Below are 22,872 nucleotides of genomic sequence, written 5' to 3' on the forward strand. Positions count from 1 at the left end.
GGTTCACCTCACTTCTTTTTTCCTTCGTTCGCACGGAGCTGGCCGCAGGCAGCATCAATATCATGACCCTGTTCACGGCGGATCGTTACGTTGACTCCAGCTTCTTTGAGTGTTTTTTCAAAAGCAAAGATATCTTCACGTTTAGTTCGCACATAATCCCGCTCCGGTACATGGTTAACCGGTATTAAGTTTACGTGGCATTTGAGCCCTTTAATAAGCTCAGCAAGCTGTTTTGCATGTTCCACCTGATCGTTGACGCCGCCGAAAAGACCGTACTCAAACGTAACCCGGCGGTTCGTCGTTTCCTGGTAATACTTAATAGACTCCATAAGTTTGTCCAGCGGCCATGCGCGGTTTACCGGCATCAGACGGCTTCTTATTTCTGTCGTCGGCGCATGAAGGGAAACGGCAAAATTAATCTGCAGTTTTTCATCCGCAAAATCATAAATTTTAGGTACGACACCACTTGTGGAAACCGTGATGTGTCTTGCACCAATATTTAAGCCTTTGTCGTGATTAATAACTTTTAAAAACCCAATCAGTTCTTTATAGTTGTCAAATGGTTCTCCAATCCCCATTACAACAACAGAGCTGACCCGTTCTCCTTTTTCATCAAGCGCGCGCTGGGAAGCGAGCACCTGAGCCGTAATTTCTCCGGCTTCAAGGTTACGCTTTAAGCCGCCAAGCGTGGAAGCGCAGAACGTACAGCCGAGTCTGCAGCCTACCTGACTCGTCACACATACGCTGTTGCCGTATCCATGCTTCATAACAACTGTTTCAATCGTATTGCCGTCTTCAAGTTCAAACAACAGCTTCACTGTTCCGTCTACGGATTCCTGCTTGGCTACTTCTTTAAGCGGCGTAATGGAAAATGTGCTGCTGAGCTTCTCTCTAAGCGATTTGGACAGGTTTGTCATTTCGTCAAACTGCTCCACCCGTTTGTCATAGAGCCAGTAAAAGATCTGGTCAGCCCGAAAAGACGGCTCCCCTGCTTCCTGCAGCCACGCTTTTAAATCGTCAAACTGAAGCGTGTATACCGATCCTTTTTTTCCTGCGATTTCTGCCTACTTCTTTTTTTAATTCCTGCATATAAAATCCCTCCTAACCTTTTCTTTCAAATGCCGCCATGTAAAATCCGTCCGTCTCGTAATCGTGCGGAAGAATCGTCCATTCACTTCCGCTTTCCGTGTCCTGAGTTAAGCGCCTTTTCATGGAATCATCCCGAACAAAGGAAGGGTGGGACTCTAAAAATGCCTTCACTACCTGTTCGTTTTCTTCCGGACGCACTGTGCATGTACTATACACGATCCTGCCGCCTATTTTCAAGGTTTTAGCTGCTTCTGTTAATATATCATACTGTACCGAAGGCAGGGAAATTAAGTCATCCGGCTTTTTGTTCCATTTTAATTCCGGTTTTCTGCGGATTACTCCCATACCGCTGCAGGGAGCATCGATAAGAATACGATCGTAATACTGCTCGTCTGTCTCGGTTAGTATATTCCTGGCATCCAGCTTTTTGTTGAAATAATGGAAAGTTCGAGCCTTTCCGCCTGTTCTTCAATATGCCTGAGTTTTTTTTGATGAAGGTCAAACGCATGAACACTTCCCTGATTATGCATCCGCTCAGCAATATGGGTTGTTTTCCCGCCCGGAGCGGCGCATGCATCAAGTACAGTCATACCTGCTTTGGCATCAAGCGCCGCTGCTACAAGCATCGAGCTTTCGTCCTGTATCGTAAAATAACCTTCATTGTATGCTTTCGTCATCAGCACATTTCCAGCCAGTACAACGAGAGCATCTTCGGACAAGGCTCCTTTTTCTGTATCGCAGCCCTCACGTTCCAGCTTTTCCATTACTTCTTCTCTCGACGCTTTCATACGGTTAACCCGGATACTCGTCTGCGGGGGCACAAGATTCTGAGCGGCCATTGCTGTCGTATTCTCTTGTCCGTAGGCAGTTTCCCATTCTTCCAGGAGCCACTGGGGATGGCTGTACTCTACAGAAAGCTTTTCCAATCTTTCCATCTGTTCCGGAAGTGCAGGAAAGCCGGCGCGTTGATACGAACGAAGCACGGCGTTCACAAGACTGCCGATTCCTTCGTGGCCTTTTTCTTTAGCAATGCGGACGGCCTCGTACAGCACGGCTCTTTCCGGCACACGGTCCAGATAAATCATCTGATACAGCGACATTCTCAATAAGGACGCCACCCATGTTTGTAAAGAGCCGACCCCTTTTTTCACATGAGCATTCAGGCAGTAATCAAGCGTATTTCTTCTTTTGATTGTGCCGTAGACAAGCTCGGTGAGAAGCGCGGTATCCCGCTCGGGCACGAGACGATCTTTAATGGCTGCGTCCAGTACTAAATGGCTGTATGCCCCTTCTTTTTCTACACGTTCTATTAAAGAAACGGCAATGCTTCTAACGTCATTCGGCTGTTTAGTCTTCACTCGTGAAACGCTTCCCCTCTTCAAATGGATGCCTGCCTCTCAGCAGTTCTTCTACGGTCATTTTCTTTTTTCCGGATGGCTGAAGCTCCGTAACGGCAAGAAGCTGGTGGTCGCCTGCCGTAATCCAGATCGAATCTGGTTTTACTGCTGCAATTTCGCCCGGTTTCCCTTCGGACTCTTCATCCAGCCGTACTGTTTTTCTGATTTTGTATAATTTGTTTTCAAATGTAGTGTATGCTACAGGCCATGGAAACAATCCCCGTACTTGATTATGAATGTCCCGGGCGGGTCGGTTCCAGTCAATTTTTTCCTGGTCTCTTGTAATGTTGGAAGCAAATGTAGCTTCTGCTTCATTCTGCTTTTGCGGAGAAACTTCTCCCGACTTTAGAACAGGAATAGTTTCCAATAGAAGCTTAGCACCGGCTCCGCTTAATTTATCATGAATCGTTCCGGTCGTATCATCCTCTTCAATCGATACTTCCACCTGGGTAATAATGTCTCCGGCATCAAGCTTTGGCACCATATACATAATGGTTACACCGGTTTTTTTTCTCCATCCATGACTGCCTGATGGATGGGGGCGCCTCCCCTGTATTTAGGAAGCAGGGATGCGTGGACATTTACGGCTCCAAGCGCCGGCGTATCCAACAGCTCCTTTGGAAGGATCTGACCATACGCCGCGGTAACAATCAGGTCCGGCTGAAGGGAAATGATTTCCGCCAGTTCCGGACTGCCTTTCAGCTTTTCCGGCTGCAGCACTTTCAGCCCCTGCCTGATGGCTTCTTCTTTTACCGGGGGCGGAGAAAGTATTTTTTTTCTTCCTTTCGGACGATCCGGCTGCGTCACTACTGCCGCAATCGTATACTCCTCTTTAACCAGTCCCTGCAGAACCGGGACGGAAAAATCAGGTGTTCCCATAAACACAATATTCATTATCCGTGTCTCCTTTTCTTCTAACGCTGGACGTTTGGAACAAACAAACAACCCCGCTCTCCATTTGTCACGATGGTCCGCGGGGCTCTATTTACATAAACATATAAGGATACATATCCATGGAAAGCTGAAGCTTTCCTTTGGCAATTTCCGAATTGTAACGCTCTGCTACAGATTGAAGCACCTTTGTAAGTTCAGGTTCATTTTTATATTTTATCATGCATTGATACCGATATCTATCTTTAATCCTTGCAATAGGAGAAACCGTAGGACCCAGTACTACTGCTTTTTCGGAGAGGGAACTGCGGATATATTCCGTAATTTTATCTGCTGTTTTCATAACTTCCGCCAGATCTTCGTGCGCTGCATTAACCATCGCTAAATAATAAAACGGCGGGTAGCCTCCCCGCCTGCGCTGGAGCATTTCTTCCTGATAGAAGGCTTTGTAATTATGGGTTTTTGCATGCTGGATGCTGTAGTGCTCAGGCGTATAGGATTGAACGACAACCTCGCCCTTTAATTCGTCTCTTCCTGCCCGTCCGCTCACCTGTGTAAGAAGCTGAAACGTCCGTTCCGCCGCACGGAAGTCCGGAAGATGCAGCATTGTATCCGCCGCCAGAATGCCGGCCAGCGTAATTTTAGGGAAGTCGAGACCTTTTGCTATCATCTGTGTGCCGAGAAGAATGTCCGCTTCCCCGCGCCCGAATGCATCAAGCAGTTTTTCGTGCGATCCTTTCCGGCTCGTCGTATCCATATCCATTCGGATCACGCGGGCTTCCGGGAGAAGCCGCGTCAGCTCTTCTTCCACTTTCTGTGTGCCCGTGCCGAAAAAACGAATCTGACTGCTCTGGCAGGAGGGACACGTATGCAGCATTTGCTCTTCGTGTCCGCAGTAATGGCACTTCAAACGACGGTTCGTATGATGATAGGTGAGCGTAATTTCGCAGTGCGGACAGGAAGGCGTAAATCCGCAGTCCCGGCACATTACAAAAGTCGAATGCCCGCGGCGGTTTAAAAACAGGACGCTCTGCTCTTTTTTATCAATCCGCTCTTTCAGCTTATCGAGCAGAAGCGTGGAAAAGACGGAGCGGTTTCCCTGCCGGAGCTCTTCTCTCATGTCCTGAATGGTCACTTCCGGCATGGCTTTGCGGTTCACGCGCTGCGGAAGCTCGAGCAGCGTGTAGACGCCTTTTTCAGCACGTACATAGGATTCGAGACTTGGAGTTGCGCTGCCAAACACAACAGGACAGTGGTGATATTCGGCCCGCCAAATGGCAACGTGCTTTGCATGATAGCGCGGATGATCCTCCTGCTTATAGCTTCCTTCATGCTCCTCATCCATAACAATTAATCCCAGATTATCAAAAGGTGCAAATACGGCTGATCTTGCCCCTACCGCTACCTTCACTTCCTTCCGGTGAATCTTCCGCCATTCGTCATACTTTTCCCCGGCGGAAAGGGCACTATGCAGAACAGCCACTTCGGCTCCAAATCTTCCTTTAAATCGATTAACCATCTGCGGGGTTAATGAAATTTCCGGAACCAGAACAATGGCTTCCTTCCCCTGCGAGATTACCTCATCGATAGCCTGCAGGTACACTTCGGTCTTTCCGCTTCCGGTAACGCCATGCAGCAGATAAGAATCTGTCCGTCCCTTGTGGAGGCTTTCCAGAATATTGTCCACCGCTGTCTGCTGTTCTTCCATTAATGGCAGTGCGGTTGATTTTTGAAACAGTTTATCTTTGTAGGGATCCCGGTAAAACTCTGTCTTTTTTTCGACAAGAAGGCCTTTATCCACTAGAGCACGTACTGCCTGGCGTCCGGATTCCATTTTTTCAAGCAGTTCGGGCTGGGCAATTTCTTTATCTCCCAGTTCGTTCTGCATCCACTCAACAATTTGCTGCTGTTTTTTAGCGTTTCCTGATAGATTGTGTTTAGACCCAGCTGCCTGATATTCCTCTGCTAAAGACAAAATCGTCTGCATCTTTTTTTCAGTGCGGTTTTTTAATAAATAATCGACGATAAACACGTCCTGCCTGAATTTCTTCATTGAGGAGCTTCATGGCTTTCTTCTCTGCCGGAAAAGCTTCCCAGTCCAAAATCGTTTTCCCGGCAAAGGCGTCTGCAATTTCTACAGGTACGACTTCAGGATCCTCCGCTAAAAACAGTCTTTTTTTTGGCTTCGCCCTAATCGCTGATGGAACCATGGACTGGTAGGCCGTAATCAAAAAGCACACCGTTTCTTCTGCAATCCACCGGCCGAGCTGGAGAAGCTCTCCGCTTAGAACCGGAGAAGGGTCGAGCAGAGAGGTGATTTCTTTGATCCGTTTTACTTCCGTAGAGGCTGTCGTATCCGTCACAAACCCCTGAATCTGCCGGGGGCCGAAAGGTACGTTTACTCTCATTCCGGGCTGGATAAACTCTTCCATTTCTTCAGGGATTTTATAATCGTATAACCTGTTTTGTCTGGCCTGTCGGCACATCAACGATAACTTTAGCGATCATTTCTTATCCGCATCCTCTAACTGATCAACCGCCATAGCAAGAATTGTTTCAGCTATTGCCTGTTTACTCTGAAGCGGTATATGAAACAGCGGCTTTTCTTTTTGTACGATAAAAACCTCATTGGTATCTGTATTAAACCCGGTTCCCTCAGAAGCAATATTGTTGGCAACAATCATATCTGCATTTTTCCGCTGGAGCTTTTCCTGTGCATAGGATTCAACATTTTCCGATTCCGCTGCAAAACCAATAAGAAAAGGTTTCTCTGCAAGCATACCTAATTCCTGCAGTATATCTGTCGTACGTTCCATTTCTATCTGGTGGGTGCCGTCCGTTTTCTTTTCTTTATGAGCCAGCCGTTCTTTTGCGCGATAGTCACTAACTGCCGCTGCTTTCACAATAATATCCTGGCTGCCGGCTGCAGCCATTACCTCGTGATGCATATCAGCTGCTGAAATAACATCCACACGCTTCACACCAGGCGGCGTGTCCAGCTTAACCGGACCTGCGACCAGCGTGACTTCAGCTCCCATGTCAGCTGCAGCTCCGGCGAAAGCGAAACCCATTTTTCCGCTGGACGGGTTGGTCAGAACGCGCACTGGGTCGATATATTCATGTGTGGGCCCGGCCGTTACAAGCACACGGCGCCCGGCAAGTGCTTTTTTAGCTTTTTCCTGATGAGATAGAAAGCCAATAATATCTTCCGGCTCTGCCATCCGTCCTTTTCCAATCCAGCCGCATGCCAGGTAGCCTTCGCCGGGTTCAACAAAACGATAGCCGTCCTGCTTAAGCTGATTCATGCTGCGCTGTACCGCCGGATGATTGTACATGTTTACGTTCATCGCCGGCACTGCGTACATAGATGCTTTGGTTGCAAGCGCTGTAGTTGTTACCATATCATCTGCAATTCCATTGGCCAGCTTCCCTAAAATATTGGACGTGGCAGGCGCAATAATAAAAATATCCGCCCAGTCTGCAATATCAATGTGGGCTACTACTTCCGGTTCTTTTTCAGCAAACGTATCAGTATACACCCGTTCCCTCGTTAACGCCTGAAATGTAAGCGGCGTAACAAATTCCTGTGCGTGATCGGTCATCATCACCTTTACATGAGCCCCGCTCTGCTTGAGCCTGCTGGCCAGTGCAGCTGCTTTAAACGCGGCAATACCGCCGCTTACTGCCAGTACTATATTTTTACCCTGCATCTGCCGTTTCCTCCTGTCATTAATAGATTTGAAAAAAAAAGCCGCCCCCCGTGAAGAAGGCCGCTGTCTTTTACTTATCCTGCTGCTGTTTGGACGGATCGTCCGAAGCCGTGTAGTCGAGCTTCCCGCGTTCAATTTCTTCCAGAGCCACGCCTACGTATTTAGCAGACTTAATGTTATCAATCATTGGAACAGCTTCTTCCAATTCAAGCAGCTCTCTTGCTCTTCTTGCCGAGATAGTGCATAACGTATATTTTGAATTAATATGGGTCATAAGCGTATCAATAGATGGATATAACATATTATTCGACCTCCACTGCTTTTTTGTATTTGTCAATCAGCCGTTCTTTTTTGCAGTGTTCTGCAGTAACAATCGACTGCACACGTTCTACTGCTTTGTCTACTTCATCATTTTGCACGACATAATCGTAATAGTCCATCATCTCGATTTCCTCTTTAGCGATATCCATGCGTTTATTAATGATATCGGCGGTTTCCGTCCCCCGCTTTGTAATTCTATCACGAAGTTCAGCCAGACTTGGCGGAATCAGGAAAATAAATATCCCTTCCGGATGTTTTTCCCTTACTTTCTTTGCTCCCTGCACTTCAATTTCAAGAATGACGTCGCGTCCTTCTTCAATGGTATCGAGTACATAATCAATCGGCGTGCCATAGTAGTTATCTACATATTTGGCATGCTCAAGCAGTTTATCCTGCTTAATCATTTCTTCAAACGCCTCGTGGGTTTTGAAAAAATAGTTTATCCCATCTATTTCTCCTTCACGCGGCTTTCTTGTAGTAGCAGAGACAGAATACTCAATACTGCTGTCTTTCTGCCGCAAAGCGCTGCAAACCGTGCCTTTGCCCACACCGGCCGGACCCGATAATACGATGAGCAGCCCCTTATCGTCTTTCATAATACACAACGTCCTTCCTTCTGTTCAAAAGTTAATCTTCGGAGAGTTCTTCTTTCGTATGAAGCCTTTGTGCAACTGTTTCAGGCTGAACGGCTGACAAAATAACGTGGTCACTGTCTGTAATAATAACAGCTCTTGTTCTTCTGCCGTATGTCGCGTCAATCAGCATGCTCCGATCCCGTGCTTCCTGAATAATTCTTTTAATAGGCGCCGATTCAGGGCTTACGATGGAGATAATTCTATTTGCTGAAACAATATTGCCAAAACCTATATTTATTAGTTTTATGCTCAATTTGTTACCCCCCTATTCTGGTCAACCGTGCTGTTTCCTGCTTGTTTGAGTATAGACGAAAACGCGTTCGATATCTACTCTATATTTTGAACTTGTTCTCTCATTTTTTCAAGCTCACTCTTCATGTCCACTACAATATGGCTCGATGCCGCATCGCTTGCCTTGGAGCCTATTGTGTTCATTTCCCTGTTCATTTCCTGCAGCAGAAAGTCAAGCTTTCTTCCCACTGCCGTTTGTTCGTTTAAAATATAGGAAAACTGTTTAATGTGAGCATAGAGTCTGGTTATTTCCTCTGCTATGCTGATTTTTTCAGCAAACAGAATAACCTCTCTGTATAGTTGATCCTCGTTGGGAAGATTCGCGGTATCGACTTCTTTTAAACGCTGCTCGAGTCTGGAGCGGTACCCTTCTACTATAGAAGGCACTCTGGCTTCAAGCTGTTTTGTAAAATCTTCGAGCAGAAAGAGACGATCCTGAAGATCCTGCGTGAGCGCACGGCCTTCATGTACCCTCATCACCACCACGGCATCAAGAGCCTGCTGAATTCCGGAAAGAAGGGCGTCCTGCCATTCTTCGCCGAGCTGTGGATTTTCTGTTACGTGTACCACGTCCGAATGCAGAATAAATGATTCTGCAGACAGGGCCGGCGTAAACATCTCCATTCTGTCCATTTTTTCGGCAACATTCAGATAATCAGCTAAAAGCTCCCAGTCCACATAGACTTTTTTGGAAGAAGGGAGAATGCCTTCAATAGACATGAACACGTCAATTTTCCCCCGGCTGATACCTGCTGCTATATGTTTGCGAACTGCGTGCTCCGCTGAATGAAATGCACCGGGCATACGGAGCATAATATCGCTGTAGCGGTGGTTCACCGTTTTCATTTCAATATGTATGGTTGCTTGTCCAATCGGTACTGATGATGTTCCAAACCCCGTCATGCTTACAGCCATTTTTATCACATCCGCTTATATATTCTACCTAATTTTATCATTCCTAACAACTAAGGGAAATAATAAAGCTTATTTCCACAAAAAAACCAATAACTTCGCCGGCCCTGCCGGTATCTTCCGTTTCCCGGTGCATGATATACTGTAAATGATGAAAGGATGTAGGTAACATGAGCTTCGACGGAATTATGGCAAGAGCCATTACAGCAGAATTAAATGAAACCGTACTTAATGGACGGATTTCTAAAATTAAACAGCCTTATAAAATGGATATCAGCATGACGATTCGTGCCGAGCGCGTGAATCATCAGCTTTTTTTATCTTCAAATCCTAATTTTGCAAGGCTGCATTTCACTTCGCAGCGCTACGAAAATGCTCCCGAGCCGCCGATGTTCTGTGTGCTTTTAAGAAAGCATTTGGAAGGCGGATTTATCAGGCGCATCGAGCAGCACGGAATGGAACGTATCATTACTCTTTATATTGAAGGAAAAGACGAAATAGGAGAAAAGCAGGAAAAAAAGCTGATTGTAGAAATTATGGGCAAGCACAGCAATATCATTCTTCTGGATGCCGGATCGAATACCATTCTTGACAGCCTTAAACATCTGCCACCCTCTGTAAACAGCTATCGTACCATTCTCCCGGGACGTCCGTATATAGAACCTCCTTCCCAGGAAAAAGCCGATCCCCTTACAGCAGACAGGGATGACGTTCTCCGTCACCTCGATGCCAACCAGGGCCGGCTCGATAAACAGCTGCTCCAGGCTTATACCGGCGTATCCCCTCAAATAACAAAAGAGGTCATCCACCAGGCGGGCCTCGGATCTGTTTCCCAGGTAGCTGATACATTTGTCCGTATGATGGAAGACGTTAACCAGCTGCGCTTTCAGCCGCAGATGATTGTTGCCGGCGGAAAAGAATACTATTCGGTTCTTCCTCTTGATCATTTAAAAGGAGAAGTGACTACTTTCTCTTCCACGAGCGAACTGCTCGAACGCTTTCACACCGGCAAAGCAGAACGGGACCGGGTTAAGCAGCAGTCCCACGATATGCAGCGTTTTCTGCAGAACGAATGGCAGAAAAATAAGAAAAAAATTAAAAAACTGGAAAAGACGCTTCAGCAGTCGGAAAACTCGCTTGACTACCAGAAATACGGCGAACTGCTGACCGCTCACCTTCATCTGATTAAAGGCGGGGAAAAGGAAATTGAAGTGATGGACTACTATGATCCGGATGGGTCTTCTCTCACGCTGACCCTGGATCCGCGTCTCTCTCCTTCTGAGAACGCGCAGAAGTACTTCAAACGCTACAATAAAGCAAAAACATCGCTGAGCTTTGTGAAGCGCCAGATCCGCGATGCGAAGCGGGAAATGAACTACCTCGATCAGATTCTCCAGCAGCTTGCTTCCGCCTCGCCGGGAGACATTGAAGACATCCGCGAGGAGCTTGCGGAACAGGGCTATATGAAACGGAAAATGAAAAAAGGCCAGAAACGAAAAAAACCTTCTGCCCCTGTGATTGAGAAATACCTCTCCACAGACGGCACGTTGATTTTTGTCGGCAAAAACAATAAACAAAACGAATATTTAACGAATAAACTCTCACGTGCTTCTCACACGTGGCTTCATACGAAAGATATACCCGGCTCTCATGTCGTAATACAAGGAGAGGACTTTTCCGAGCAGACGCTGAAGGAAGCCGCTTCTATTGCTGCCTTTTATTCCAAAGCACGGGACTCCGGCTCCGTGCCGGTCGACTACACGCTGATCCGCCATGTGAAAAAACCAAGCGGGGCTAAACCAGGCTTTGTCACTTATGACAATCAGTCCACTCTGTTTGTCACTCCAACCGAAGAGCTTGTCCTGCAGCTCCGCGAAAATGAAAAGCAGCATCGAAAAGAACAATCCAGACAGGAAAGCTAGAAAAGAGGAAGCCCACCCCGGCTTCCTCTTTTTTTAAAGCAGGGAACTACCTGCTCATCCAGTCTTCCGACTCCGGATTCTGTTTCCATTGTTTTAAGCGCTCCATATCGGCAGCTTCAATGTAATTTTCTTTTTCGGCGGCTTCTATCAGGGCATCAAATCCGGTTAAAACTTCTACAGTGAGACCTGCTTCCTGAAGCTGGTCTGTCCCTTTTTGGAGACCGTATGTAAAGATAGCCGCTGCTCCAAGTACAACCGCTCCTGCGGATTCAAGAGCCCGCTGAACTTCAATAATACTTTTGCCTGTAGAAATAAGATCCTCCACGATAACTACTTTTTGCCCTTCTTTGATCTGACCCTCAATTTGATTTCCTTTGCCGTGTGATTTAGAAGAGCTTCGTACATATACCATCGGAAGCTGCATCTTATCGGCTGTCAAAGCCGCATGGGCAATGCCTGCTGTCGCAGTACCTGCCAGCACATCCGCCTCTGGGAAATGAGCGGTAATTTTTTCTGCCAGCCCTTCTGCTATCGCTGTACGCAGCGAAGGGTAGGACAAGGTCAGCCTGTTATCGCAGTAAATCGGAGACTTCATGCCGGAAGACCAAGTATAGGGAGCGGCCGGACTTAAAGAGACCGCCTGTATTTTTAACAATTCTTTTGCAATTTCATGTTCCATCAGGCATTCCTCCAAGCTTTTTCAATTGTGTGGTAGGCTGCGGCCGGATCGGCGGCACCGTTAATACTACGCCCGACAACGATCGCACTGCTGCCCATTTCTTTTGCCAGAGCCGGATCGGCTACCCGTTTCTGGTCTCCGGCGTCCTCGCCTTTCAAACGAATTCCCGGCGTAACTGCCATAAATCCGGAAGCCTGCTCTTCGCGGACAGCGGCGGCTTCCCACGCGGAGCAGATCACTCCGCCGGCACCGGCTCGGGCCGCCAGTCCGGAAAAGTGACGGACCGCTTCTGCTAAAGATCTGCCGATAAGAAGCTCCTTTTGCATCACCTGCTCGGTCGTACTTGTCAGCTGGGTAACGGCCAGGCATACCGGCGGCTCGCTGCCTTCCCGGGTGCCTTTTTCAGCTCCGCGGACAGCGGCCTCTATCATTGCCTGACCCCCGGCTGCATGGACCGTAAACAGATCGACGTCCAGCGCGGCAATCTGGAGCGCCGCTTTTTCTACGGTATGGGGAATGTCATGCAGCTTTAAATCCAGAAAAATACGATGGCCCTGTTTTTTTAATTCCCTCACAAATGAAGGACCCGCCTGATAAAACAGCTCCATGCCCACTTTTAGAAACAAAGGCTCCTTAGGCAGCTTTTCCAGCAGAGCCGCTGCTTTTTCTGCATTTTCTACATCCACCGCTATAATCGGCTGGTTTATCATGATAGTGCTTCCACCCCTTTTCGGATATCAGCCGGACTGTTGTAGCCTTTTTGTTCCATCCACTCTTCAAATTCATCTATGAGCTCCGGACAGGCGAACGGATTCGTGAAGTTCGCCGTGCCGACTGCAACAGCATCCGCTCCTGCCATGAAGAATTCAATAATGTCCTCAAGCGTTGTCACTCCGCCCATGCCGATAATAGGGAGATTTGTCTGCTGGCGTACTTCATAGATCATTTTGACCGCTATCGGCTTAATAGCCGGTCCGGAGAGCCCCCCAATTTGGTTGGCAAGAACCGGACGGCCTGTTTTCACATCCAGCTTCATGCCGGAGAGCGTATTAATCATGCTGAGTCCGTCTGCTCCTGCTTTCTCTACGGCCTCGGCTATCTCTCTGATGTTTGTTACATTTGGAGAAAGCTTTACGTAAAGCGGTACGGTCGAAAGGGCTTTTACCCGTTTTGTCAGCTCATAGGCTAATTTAGGATCCGTACCAAACGCAATGCCGCCTTCTTTAACATTCGGGCAGGAGATATTCAGTTCAAACGCGGATACTTTATTGTTCTCCGACAAATGGGACGCTACGGCTTCGTAGTCATCCATTGTTGATCCGGCAATGTTGGCCAGAAGCGGCGTTTCATAGCGGCTGGTGAGCCAGTCAATTTCTTCAGCCGTCACTTTTTCCATGCCCGGATTCTGCAGGCCGATGGCATTCAGCATCCCGGCGGATGTTTCCGCCACCCGCGGGGTTTCATTTCCAAACCGGGACTCCCGTGTCGTAGCTTTAATGGCAATAGCTCCCAGTTTATCTAAGTCATAAAGCTTTGCAAACTCCCGCCCGAATCCAAAACATCCGGAAGCCGGCATGACCGGATTTTTCATCGGCAGTCCCGGCAGATTTACAGCTGTTCGGTTCATATGATCACCTCTCCCCAGTTAAATACCGGGCCATCGCTGCATATCTTACGGTAGCCGGTACCCGTCGGATCGTCGACCGGATGGCACACGCAGGCAAAACAGGCACCGATGCCGCAGCCCATGCGCTCTTCCAGCGAAACGGCTCCACGGGCTTCGGAGTAGTCTTTATTTAACGCCCGCAGCATAGGATTCGGTCCGCAGACATACAAATAATCAAAGCTCAGCCCCTGCTCGCGTATTACATCCGTAACGACACCTTTTGTTCCTTCACTGCCGTCCATTGTGCTGATAAACAACGGTCCCTGTGCTTCAAAAACGCCTTTGTAAAAGACGGCGGAGGTATCTGCAAATCCAAGCACCGTCGTAACCGACGCACCCTTTTTCACAATATCTTTGGCAAGCCCGTACAATGGAGGGATCCCGACACCGCCTCCTACAATAAGCACCTGGTCACCGGACTGGATACTGCTCGTAGAAAAGCCGTTGCCAAGCGGACCGAAAACATTTATGACATCTCCAGGACGTCCGTTTGGTTCCCTGTCCATCTGCGCGGTAAATAACGGTCAGCGTCTTGTCTGCTTCGTTTACATGGCTGATGCTTAACGGACGCCGCAGCGTGAATTCGGTACCCGGAGCCGGTTTAATATGCAGAAACTGTCCGGGCGCACTGACGTGGGTGACGAGCTCCCCAAAAAGCTTTATTTCATAAATAGCCGGGGCAATTTCCCGCTGGGCTTCGACCCGCATATCTTCCTTTATCATTTACGGCTCACCTCTGGAGCGGGTGCCTTCGTTTCTATCATGGCAGGCATAGCCTCGGCTGAGAATGTGATCATTTCAAGCACGGATAGAAGGGCGCCGGCTGTATCAAGTGACGTCATGCAGACAACTTCGTTTTCAACGGCTTCACGGCGGATTCGGAAGCCGTCTTTAGCCGCCTGTTTGCCTTTATCCATCGTATTAATCACGAACTGGGCATGACCTTCGCGGATCACATCAAGAATGTTAGGGGATGCCTCTTCTACCTTGCTGACCGTTTTAACAGGAATATGCTCTTTATGGAGCATTTCTGCGGTACCGGCTGTTGCCATCAGCGTGTAGCCGATTTTATGGAAACGGTGCGCAAGCGAGAGTGCTTCGGCCTTGCGGTCATCGGCAATTGTAAACAATACCGAGCCGTGCTCTGGTATATTCATGCCGGAGGCGATAAGTCCTTTGTACAAGGCTTTTTCAAGCGTTACATCACGTCCCATTACTTCACCGGTTGATTTCATTTCCGGCCCGAGTGTAATATCCACCCGGCGCAGTTTCGCAAAAGAAAATACCGGGACTTTCACGAATACTTCATCCTTTTCCGGAAGCACGCCTTCTTTGTAGCCTTGCTCTTTTAATGAAGTGCCCAGCATTACGTTTGTTGCTGCTGCTGCAATCGGCACGCCTGTAATTTTGCTTAGGAAAGGCAGCGTGCGGCTCGCTCTCGGGTTCACTTCCAGAACATATACTTCGTCTTCGTGAATAACAAACTGGATATTCAGCAGGCCGATAATGCCAAGCCCTTTGCCAATCGCTATCGTGCGTTCAACCAGCTTCTGTTTCATAGCATCGGAAAGCGACTGCGGTGGATATACGGCAATCGAGTCTCCGGAGTGGACTCCTGCCCGTTCAATATGCTCCATAATGCCCGGAACGACAACGGTCTCTCCGTCCGAAATCGCATCTACTTCAATTTCTTTTCCGACCATGTAACGGTCAATTAACACGGGATGTTTTTCATTTACTTTTACCGAGCGTTTCATATACGAAAGCAGTTCTTCTTCTTTTTCGATAATTTCCATTGCCCTTCCGCCGAGAACATACGAAGGTCGTACAAGAACAGGATAACCAATTTCTGAAGCTGTTCTTACCGCATCTTCTGACGATACAGCAGTCTGGCCCAGCGGCATTGGAATTTCAAGTTCTCTTAAAGCCGCTTCAAACTTATCACGGTCTTCTGAGCGGTCCATATCTTCCATCGACGTTCCCAGAATTTTCACCCCTTTGCGGTCGAGGTCTTCCGCTAAATTAATTGCCGTCTGTCCACCGAACTGAACGATCACGCCCATCGGCTGCTCCAGGTCGATTACGTGCATAACGTCTTCAATCGTCAGCGGCTCAAAATACAATTTATCGGAAACACTGAAGTCTGTGGAAACTGTTTCCGGGTTGTTATTCATGATAATGGCTTCATAGCCTGCCTGCTGGATCGCCCAGACGGTGTGTACGGTAGCGTAATCAAACTCAATACCCTGTCCGATGCGGATAGGTCCTGAGCCCAGTACGAGCACTGAGGGCTTGTCTGTACGAATGCTTTCATTTTCCTGTTCATAGGAGGAATAATAATAAGGGGTCGCCGATTCGAACTCGGCGGCACACGTGTCCACCATTTTATAGACCGGTACGAGCCCTTCCTGCCTGCGGAACGTTTCCACTTCGTCCACGCTCCAGTTCCAGCTCTGCGCGATAAATTCATCCACGATGCCCGTTTCTTTCGCCATTTTTAAAATGTCGAGATCGCCGGTATTGCCCTGCAGCATTTCTCCAACGCGCGCGATACCGAGAAACTTTTCAATAAAGAACATATCAATTTTCGTAATATCATGAATCCGTTCGGACGACCAGCCGCGGCGGAGAGCTTCCCCGATAATGAATAAGCGCTCGTCTTCAGCATAGCGGAGCTGGCTTTCCACTTCCTCATCACTTAAGTGCTTATGTGTATCATCGTACAAATGATTTTTTCCAAGTTCGAGGGAGCGGATCCCTTTCATGATGGACTCTTCAAATGAACGTCCGATAGCCATCACTTCGCCGGTTGCTTTCATCTGCGTTCCTAGTCTGCGGTTCGCTGCTTCAAACTTATCAAAAGGCCATCTCGGTATTTTTGTGACGATATAATCAAGTGCCGGTTCAAAGCTGGCATACGTTTTACCGGTAATTGGGTTCATCAGTTCATCCAGATGATAGCCAACGGCAATTTTTGCTGCCAGCTTGGCGATCGGATAACCGGTCGCTTTGGAAGCAAGCGCCGAGGAACGGCTTACCCGCGGATTCACTTCGATAATATTGTAGTCAAAGCTGTCGGTGGCCAGCGCAAATTGAACGTTGCAGCCTCCTTCAATTTTGAGTGCGCGGATGATTTTCAAGGAAGACTCCCGCAGCATCTGATACTCCTTGTCGGAAAGCGTCTGGCTCGGTGCCGTGACAATAGAGTCTCCGGTATGCACGCCAACCGGGTCAATGTTTTCCATATTACATACGATTATAGCCTGGTCATCTTTATCCCGCATAACTTCGTATTCGACTTCTTTCCAGCCGGCGATGCTTTTTTCAATCAGGCACTGGGTAACCGGGCTGTATTTCAGGCCGGACGTAACGATTTCAATCAGCTCTGCCTCATTATCAACCAGTCCGCCTCCCGTTCCTCCAAGCGTGTAGGCCGGACGGACGATGATGGGAAAGCCGACTTCCTCTACAAAAGCCTGAGCCTCTTCGAGCTTATTTACGATGCGGCTGTCCGGCACCGGTTCATTTAATTCATACATTAGATTCCGGAACGCGTCCCGGTCTTCTGCTTTTTCATCGAATCAAGCTTTGCCGAGCAGTTCTACATTGTGACGTTCCAGAACACCTTCGCGGTGAAGCTCCATCGCCATGTTTAATCCGGTTTGTCCGCCGAGCGTCGGAAGGAGGGCATCCGGCTGTTCCTTGCGGATAATACGGCTGACAAACTCCAGTGTAATCGGTTCAATGTATACCCGGTCTGCCATATTTGTATCGGTCATAATAGTTGCCGGGTTGGAGTTTATGAGAATAACTTCGTATCCTTCTTCCTGAAGCGCCTGGCACGCCTGTGTTCCTGCATAATCGAATTCCGCTGCCTGTCCTATGACGATCGGTCCTGAACCAATCACTAAAATTCTATGAATATCCGTTCTTTTCGGCATTATAGTCTCCCCTTCTTTTAAACAGCTGTAGATGCTTTTTTATGTTTGTCTATCATGCTCATAAACTGATCGAATAGTTCATTGGAATCGTTTGGTCCCGGGCATGCTTCCGGATGGTACTGAACGCTGAAAGCCGGATAGTATTCATGCGCTACGCCTTCTACCGTATTATCGTTTACATTGACATGCGTCAGCATTAAATCGGTTCCCATCAGTGAATCCCGGTCAATCGTATATCCGTGGTTCTGCGACGTAATGTCTACTTTGCCGGTGCGGATATTTTTTACCGGATGGTTTGCGCCCCGGTGCCCGAATTTCAGCTTGGAGGAGGTGGCGCCGCCTGCCAGGCTCAACAGCTGATGGCCGAGGCAGATACCAAATACCGGTACTTTGCCGAGAAGATTCTTTACGGCCTCTACCGCTTCCGGCACGTCTTCCGGATCTCCCGGACCGTTGCTCAGCATCACGCCGTCCGGATCCAGCTTTAAAATCTCCTCTGCGGTTGCATTGTACGGCATTACAAATACATCGCAGTTGCGTTTAATAAGATTTCTCGCTATGCCGTGCTTGGCACCATAATCCATTAATACAACCCGGCGCCCTGCTCCAGGTGCATGGTAGGCGTTTTTCGTAGATACCTGCGCTACTTTGTCTTTGGACGGTACAAACGACTGCAGCGATTCAATAATCGCCTGTTCATCAGCAGTTTCATCGGCAAGCCGTCCGTGCATCGTACCCCGGTCCCGGATCAGACGGGTCAGCATTCTTGTGTCGATACCTGTGAGACCTGGAATATCATGCTCTTTCAACCAGTCATCCAACGTACCGATATTGCGGAAGTTGCTCGGATGAATGGCTGATTCTTTTACAATCAGTCCGCCTGCTAAAGGCAGGAGTGTTTCAAAATCGTCGCGGTTCGTTCCATAGTTTCCAATAAGAGGATAGGTCAGTGTAATAATCTGGTCGCAGTAGGAGGGGTCGGAGAGAATTTCCTGATACCCTGTCATACTCGTATTGAACACAACCTCTCCGGTCGTTTCTTTTGTACTTCCTATCGCATGGCCGGTAAATACCGTGCCGTCTTCTAAAATTAGTTTTCTTTTCATCCTATTGGAACACTCCCTCTTTTTGATATACTACGGTTCCGTTTACCATCGTCCATACCGGCCAGCCGCTTGCCTTCCATTCTTTAAACGGCGTATTTTTACCTTTGGATACAAACGTTTCCGGACGGATCGTGTCTTCTTTTTCCAGATCAATCAAGGTGAGGTCTGCGGCTGCACCCTCAGTAAGCGTGCCGGACTCCAGCCCGAACACCCCGGCCGGGTCTTTAGTCAGGCCGTCCACCAGCTGCTTAAAGGTAAGCGTTCCTTTTTTCACCAGGTACGTATACAGCAGAGGAAAAGCCGTTTCTGCTCCTGTAATGCCAAATGGAGCCTTTTCCAGCGGCTGGTTTTTATCCTCTTCTGTGTGAGGGGCGTGATCGGTTGCAATACAGTCAATCGTTCCATCGAGAAGTCCTTCGATAAGGGCGTCCCGATCCTGCCTGCCTCGAAGCGGCGGATTCATTTTGTACTGGGCGTCCACAGAAGGAATATCGTCCTCGCATAAAATCAGGTGATGCGGCGTCACTTCGGCCGTAACGTGGATACCGGCGCGCTTTGCGTCACGAATGACCCGGACGGACTCTTTCGTACTTACATGGCAGACATGATAATGAGCTCCGGCGGCTTCTGCCAGAAGCACATCTCTTGCAATATGTACGGATTCGCATACCGCCGGAATGCCCCGCAGGCCGTGTTTTTTTGAAAAATCTCCTTCATGTACACTGCCTTTGTTGATTAACGTATTTTCTTCACAGTGGGCTACAACCGGCATATTTAAAGCCGCTGCCCGCTTCATGGCTTCGAGCATCACCGATGCATCCTGCACGCCCACTCCGTCATCTGTAAATGCAAAGGCGCCCCGGCTTTTAAGGTCTTCCATATCAACGATATCTTTTCCGAGCTCCCGTATTGTAATTGAAGCGTATGGCAGCACACGCACAACCGCTGTTTCGCTGATTTTTTTCTGAAGAGCATCCATATGTTCAGCGGAGTCCGGCACCGGCCTTGTATTCGGCATTGGGCACACTGTAGTAAACCCGCCTTTTGCAGCCGCTTTAGTACCCGTTTCAATCGTTTCTTTCTTTTCGCCGCCTGGTTCTCTCAAATGAACATGCACATCCACAAGGCCCGGGGAAAGAAAGGCGCCTTTTGCATCGATAGCTGCTTCTTCTGTCTCCGGCATGCTTCCTACAGCGCCAATTTTTTTATCTTTAATCAATACATCTTTGGTTTGAAGCTTTCCTGTTTCATCCATTACCTTTGCGTTTGTGATCCATCCATTCATTATGATCTCTCCTTTTGCGTAGTAAGGGCTTTTTCCAGTACAGCCATTCTGGAGTACACACCGTTTGTCATCTGTTTAAAGATACGGGAGCGTCTGCACTCTACCAGTTCATCTGCAATTTCCACATTCCGGTTAATCGGGGCGGGGTGCATAATGATACTATTTGGTTTCATTCTTGCTTCTCGCTCCGGCGTCAGGCCGTACAAATGATGATATTCGGAAGCTCCGGCTACCATTTTCACCGTATGCCTTTCGTGCTGGATCCGAAGCATCATCATGACGTCCGCCTGTTCTACTGCATCTTCTATGGGAAGAAAGCGGCGCATCATGTCTTTATCCATCCACTCTTGTGGTCCGCTTACGTATACATTCGCACCAAGACGCTCCAATACCTCTATATTGGAACGGGCGACCCGGCTGTGGCGGATGTCGCCTGCAATGACTACATTCATGCCGGCAAACGATCCGAATTCCTGTTTGATCGTAAGCAGATCCAGCATGGACTGGGTCGGATGATGCCCGCAGCCATCGCCGCCGTTGATAATTGGAATGCCAATCTGATCTCTCAGTTCATCGAAATAACGTTCTTTGCTGTGGCGGATAACCGCGACATCTGCTCCAATACTTTCCAGCGTTCGCACTGTATCGTAGAGCGTTTCTCCTTTTTTAACACTTGATGTATCTGCATCAAACTGAAGGACATCGAGTCCAAGCCTTTTTTCTGCTGCTTCAAAGCTGATTTTTGTTCTCGTGCTCGGCTCGAAAAAAAGATTTACAGCAAACACTTTTTCTTTCGGCTCCCATTTCTCTCCCTCGGCAAATGCCTGGGCTCTTTGAAGAAGAGCTTCAATTTCCTCTATGCTGCACTCATCAAGGGTTAAAAAATCCCCCTGCTTTCCTGTTTTTACTGGTTGTTTTTGTTCTTGTGCCATACTTTTCATCCCCAGTCCTCCTATTCATTTCGAAACGCAGAATCCAGTTAGTCAGGCCGCGTCGTCTTCATTGGCTGCTTGATCAAGAGACTTAAACATTGCCCTGTTTCCAAATCCATGCTCTTTTCCAGGAAGTACTGCATTCAGCAGAATACCGATAAAGGTCGCAAACGCCATGCCGGCGATTTCAAGCTGGTCGCCCACTTCAATAAATGCTCCGCCGATGCCGGTTACCAGAATCACTGAGGCGATAATTAAATTACGTTTAATGCCGAAATTAATTTGATTGTCAATCAGCATACGAAGACCCGAAGAAGCGATAATGCCAAACAGCAGAATGGAAACGCCTCCCATGACTGCCCCCGGGATCGTAGCGATCAGCGCCTCTACCTTTCCTACAAACCCAAAGGCTATCGCCATAAGCGCAGCTCCACCGATAACATATACGCTGAAAACTCTTGTAATGGCGAGTACGCCGATGTTCTCTCCGTAAGTCGTGTTAGGCGGCCCGCCAAGAAGCGAAGCCACGATAGTAGCCGCCCCATCTCCCATAATCGAGCGGTGCAGGCCCGGCTTTTTAATAAAATTGCGCCCTACTACTTTACTGAGCACCATTTGATCTCCTATATGCTCTGCCAGCGTTACGACCGCAATAGGGGCCATGATCAGCACAATTGTCCAGGACCACTGCGGTGTAAACGTTGCAAACGGAATGACGAAGTCCGGCACATGAAGCCAGGGAGCCTCTATGACACTTTGAAAAGAAACGAGTCCAGCGGCGACAGCTACCAGATAACCGCCTATAATACCAAGCAGAATAGGCACCAGGTTCAGAAATCCTTTGAAAAATACGGAGGCAATAATCGTAATAAATAAGGTGGCCAGCGCTACCGAAAAATGAAGCGATGGATTAATATAGGAAGCCGACGCTTCGTCATAGTTCATTGCCATGTCGATGGCGGTGCCGGCAAGACCGAGACCGATAACGATAATAACGGGACCGACTACAATCGGCGGCAGCACATTCATCAGCCAATTTACCCCGGTACGCTGTATAATTACCGCCGTAACCCCATAGATAAGGCCTGCCGTAAAGGTTCCTATCATCACGCCCTCCGGTCCGCCGATGGCCACCGCTGCGATGACCGGCATAATAAAGGCGAATGATGATCCCAGATAGGCTGGCACCTGACCTTTTGTGATGACAAGATAGGCCAGCGTTCCGAGTCCGCTTGATACTAAAGCGACAGACGGACTGAGACCGGTCAGAACCGGTACAAGCACGGTTGCTCCGAACATCGCAAATAAATGCTGCATGCTGAGAATCAGCCATTGATTCCATTTTGGTTTTTCGTGTACATCTAATTTTACGTCGTTATTCATTGTTGTTACCCCCGCTGTGATTTAATTTATACAAAAAACCTCTTTATCATCAGACAAAGAGGTACGCAGGAGCAGGCAGGCATGATTTACACAGGCCTGCTTCGTTCCAATCGCCTCTTATCTGTCTCACTGGACTGATTTAAAGAGTACTTTATGAAGTTTGGTGGCGGATACTTACTTCGTCCGCCTGATCACTTTCTTTAAGCTTTACTGCAATTATTTCATCTTTGGATGTAGGTACATTTTTGCCGATATAATCCGGGCGGAGCGGAAGCTCACGATGTCCCCGGTCAATCAGGACGGCGAGCTGAATAAGAGAAGGACGTCCAATGTCCATGACGGCATCCATTGCCGCTCTGACGGTTCTTCCAGTATACAGAACGTCATCGACTAAAATGACCCGTTTATCTTTAACCGTGTGCGGAATGGAAGTGCCTTTGAGTTCCGGCTCCTCATTCTGGCTGCGGTGACTGAGATCGTCTCTGTACAGCGTTATATCAACTTCTCCCACCGCTACCGGCCGGCCTTCGATTTTTTCGATCTGTTCAGCAATGCGGTTGGCAATATGAGCCCCCCGTGTTTTGATGCCGACAAGGATGCATTCGTCCATCCCTTTATTTTTTTCAATCATTTCATGTGAGATCCGCGTTAACGCTCTTCTTACAGCCTGCTCATCCAATAATACCCGTTCTGTCGTTTCCACTGCCTGCAC

Annotated in this window: 16 protein-coding genes and 5 pseudogenes; 1 reads left to right on the plus strand and 20 read right to left on the minus strand. The window is 48.3% G+C overall.

Going from position 1 to position 22,872, the window contains the following annotated elements; all coding sequences use genetic code 11:
* Positions 1 to 8: 8 nt before the first annotated feature.
* From rlmN to MMY81_RS14895, 10 genes and pseudogenes are all read right to left on the minus strand, one after another.
* Positions 9 to 1,089, minus strand: a pseudogene (gene rlmN / locus MMY81_RS14855) (dual-specificity RNA methyltransferase RlmN).
* Between the two features lie 12 nt (positions 1,090 to 1,101).
* Complete coding sequence (locus MMY81_RS34075) at positions 1,102 to 1,512, minus strand: RsmB/NOP family class I SAM-dependent RNA methyltransferase (protein ID WP_308215338.1); 411 nt, start codon at positions 1,510 to 1,512, stop codon at positions 1,102 to 1,104.
* Positions 1,491 to 2,447: a 16S rRNA (cytosine(967)-C(5))-methyltransferase RsmB gene (gene rsmB / locus MMY81_RS14860; protein ID WP_308215335.1), complete on the minus strand. Its 957-nt coding sequence runs from the start codon at positions 2,445 to 2,447 to the stop codon at positions 1,491 to 1,493. The genes MMY81_RS34075 and rsmB overlap by 22 nt, the downstream gene beginning before the upstream one ends.
* Positions 2,437 to 3,383: pseudogene (gene fmt / locus MMY81_RS14865) on the minus strand (methionyl-tRNA formyltransferase). Before fmt ends, rsmB begins: the two are co-directional and overlap by 11 nt.
* 88 nt (positions 3,384 to 3,471) lie before the next feature.
* Positions 3,472 to 5,885: pseudogene (priA, locus tag MMY81_RS14870) on the minus strand (primosomal protein N').
* Positions 5,882 to 7,087: a bifunctional phosphopantothenoylcysteine decarboxylase/phosphopantothenate--cysteine ligase CoaBC gene (coaBC, locus tag MMY81_RS14875; protein WP_252313506.1), complete on the minus strand. Its 1,206-nt coding sequence runs from the start codon at positions 7,085 to 7,087 to the stop codon at positions 5,882 to 5,884. The pseudogene priA and the gene coaBC overlap by 4 nt, the downstream one beginning before the upstream one ends.
* A 70-nt stretch (positions 7,088 to 7,157) precedes the next feature.
* Complete coding sequence (rpoZ, locus tag MMY81_RS14880) at positions 7,158 to 7,388, minus strand: DNA-directed RNA polymerase subunit omega (RefSeq protein WP_120192300.1); 231 nt, start codon at positions 7,386 to 7,388, stop codon at positions 7,158 to 7,160.
* A 1-nt stretch (position 7,389) separates the two neighbouring features.
* A complete protein-coding gene (gene gmk, locus MMY81_RS14885) occupies positions 7,390 to 8,004 on the minus strand; it encodes a guanylate kinase (protein ID WP_252313507.1) in 615 nt (204 codons plus the stop codon).
* A 31-nt stretch (positions 8,005 to 8,035) separates the two neighbouring features.
* Positions 8,036 to 8,296, minus strand: coding sequence for an extracellular matrix/biofilm regulator RemA (gene remA, locus MMY81_RS14890; protein WP_120192302.1), 261 nt, complete (start codon positions 8,294 to 8,296; stop codon positions 8,036 to 8,038).
* A gap of 74 nt (positions 8,297 to 8,370) precedes the next feature.
* Positions 8,371 to 9,249 carry a YicC/YloC family endoribonuclease gene (locus MMY81_RS14895; protein WP_252313508.1) on the minus strand — a complete coding sequence of 293 codons (879 nt, stop codon included), beginning with the start codon at positions 9,247 to 9,249 and terminating at the stop codon, positions 8,371 to 8,373.
* A gap of 167 nt (positions 9,250 to 9,416) precedes the next feature.
* Here MMY81_RS14895 and MMY81_RS14900 point away from each other — a divergent pair, with 167 nt between their 5' ends.
* The gene (locus MMY81_RS14900; RefSeq protein ID WP_252313509.1) at positions 9,417 to 11,168 is read left to right on the plus strand and encodes an Rqc2 family fibronectin-binding protein; all 1,752 of its coding nucleotides are present in this window, start codon (positions 9,417 to 9,419) and stop codon (positions 11,166 to 11,168) included.
* A gap of 46 nt (positions 11,169 to 11,214) precedes the next feature.
* On the opposite strand, the gene pyrE is transcribed toward MMY81_RS14900, so the two are convergent.
* The 10 genes and pseudogenes from pyrE to pyrR form a co-directional block, all read right to left on the minus strand.
* The gene (pyrE, locus tag MMY81_RS14905) at positions 11,215 to 11,847 is read right to left on the minus strand and encodes an orotate phosphoribosyltransferase (protein WP_120192305.1); all 633 of its coding nucleotides are present in this window, start codon (positions 11,845 to 11,847) and stop codon (positions 11,215 to 11,217) included.
* Positions 11,847 to 12,557 carry an orotidine-5'-phosphate decarboxylase gene (pyrF, locus tag MMY81_RS14910; RefSeq protein ID WP_253075968.1) on the minus strand — a complete coding sequence of 237 codons (711 nt, stop codon included), beginning with the start codon at positions 12,555 to 12,557 and terminating at the stop codon, positions 11,847 to 11,849. Before pyrF ends, pyrE begins: the two co-directional genes overlap by 1 nt.
* Positions 12,554 to 13,474 (minus strand): dihydroorotate dehydrogenase, encoded by a 921-nt coding sequence (locus MMY81_RS14915; RefSeq protein ID WP_252313510.1) that lies wholly within the window; start codon positions 13,472 to 13,474, stop codon positions 12,554 to 12,556. The genes pyrF and MMY81_RS14915 overlap by 4 nt, the downstream gene beginning before the upstream one ends.
* Positions 13,471 to 14,236: pseudogene (locus tag MMY81_RS14920) on the minus strand (dihydroorotate dehydrogenase electron transfer subunit). Before MMY81_RS14920 ends, MMY81_RS14915 begins: the two are co-directional and overlap by 4 nt.
* Positions 14,233 to 17,454 (minus strand): annotated as a pseudogene (gene carB / locus MMY81_RS14925) (carbamoyl-phosphate synthase large subunit). Before carB ends, MMY81_RS14920 begins: the two co-directional pseudogenes overlap by 4 nt.
* Positions 17,455 to 17,471: 17 nt before the next feature.
* Entirely contained in the window at positions 17,472 to 18,560 is a 1,089-nt protein-coding gene (locus MMY81_RS14930) for a carbamoyl phosphate synthase small subunit (protein ID WP_252313511.1), read from the minus strand.
* A 1-nt stretch (position 18,561) separates the two neighbouring features.
* Positions 18,562 to 19,845 (minus strand): dihydroorotase, encoded by a 1,284-nt coding sequence (locus MMY81_RS14935; protein ID WP_252313512.1) that lies wholly within the window; start codon positions 19,843 to 19,845, stop codon positions 18,562 to 18,564.
* Entirely contained in the window at positions 19,845 to 20,777 is a 933-nt protein-coding gene (locus MMY81_RS14940) for an aspartate carbamoyltransferase catalytic subunit (protein WP_252313532.1), read from the minus strand. The genes MMY81_RS14935 and MMY81_RS14940 overlap by 1 nt, the downstream gene beginning before the upstream one ends.
* A gap of 51 nt (positions 20,778 to 20,828) precedes the next feature.
* Positions 20,829 to 22,160, minus strand: coding sequence for a solute carrier family 23 protein (locus tag MMY81_RS14945; RefSeq protein ID WP_252313513.1), 1,332 nt, complete (start codon positions 22,158 to 22,160; stop codon positions 20,829 to 20,831).
* Positions 22,161 to 22,311: 151 nt separating this feature from the next.
* The gene (gene pyrR / locus MMY81_RS14950) at positions 22,312 to 22,863 is read right to left on the minus strand and encodes a bifunctional pyr operon transcriptional regulator/uracil phosphoribosyltransferase PyrR (RefSeq protein WP_120192313.1); all 552 of its coding nucleotides are present in this window, start codon (positions 22,861 to 22,863) and stop codon (positions 22,312 to 22,314) included.
* Positions 22,864 to 22,872 lie beyond the last annotated feature (9 nt).

The sequence above is a fragment of the Sinobaca sp. H24 genome (genome assembly GCF_023845525.1).